This is a genomic window from Microbacterium sp. A94, from assembly GCF_051842855.1.
Classification (GTDB): Bacteria; Actinomycetota; Actinomycetes; order Actinomycetales; family Microbacteriaceae; genus Microbacterium.
The window spans coordinates 1-608 of record NZ_JBPXMU010000014.1 but is presented as its reverse complement, the minus strand read 5'-3'; the positions used below and the strand labels follow the sequence as shown (position 1 = coordinate 608).

Here is a 608-nt window from a genome sequence, read left to right as displayed (position 1 = left end):
CGCTGCCAGGGCGAGTGCGGGTCGCAGAAATAAAGCGTTGCATCCAGTGCGGTCTGGATCGTGGCGTATTCGGCGAGCTCGGTTCCGCGGTCCCAGGTGATCGAGCGGCGCAGGTGCTCGGGGAGGTTGCCCATCTCTCGGATCATCGCCGCAGCGACGGCGTCAGCGGTATGGTTCTCGGGCAGGTGCAGCAGGATCGTGAAGCGCGTCGCGCGCTCGACGAGCGTGCCGATCGCGGTCCCATCACTCCCGATGATGAGGTCCCCTTCCCAATGCCCAGGCACGGCCCGATCCTCGACTTCGGCTGGCCGCTCGCTAATCTTGAACGCCTCCTTATAGGGGCTGTTCTTGCGCCGCTCTGCCGTGTGAGGGACACGCCTCTTCCGCTTCAAGGAGAGCTTCTCGGCGAGATCCGCCCGCAATTTTCCGCGGGTCTGAACATAGAGGGCCTGATAGATCGTCTCGTGACTCACCTGCATAGTCTGATCATCCGGGAAGTAGAACTCCAACATTGACGAAATCAGCATCGGACTCCATCCCTCATCCATCCAGACCTCGATCAACCGGCATAGCACCGTGTTCTCGATCAGCGTGAACGGCTTCGGGCG

General features: G+C 61.7%; 1 protein-coding gene. It reads right to left on the bottom strand.

The window, feature by feature from the left end; all coding sequences use genetic code 11:
* Positions 1 to 608, bottom strand: a 608-nt coding sequence (locus tag ACSU1L_RS16420; RefSeq protein ID WP_439256522.1) for an IS30 family transposase, incomplete at both ends; no start/stop codon positions are given.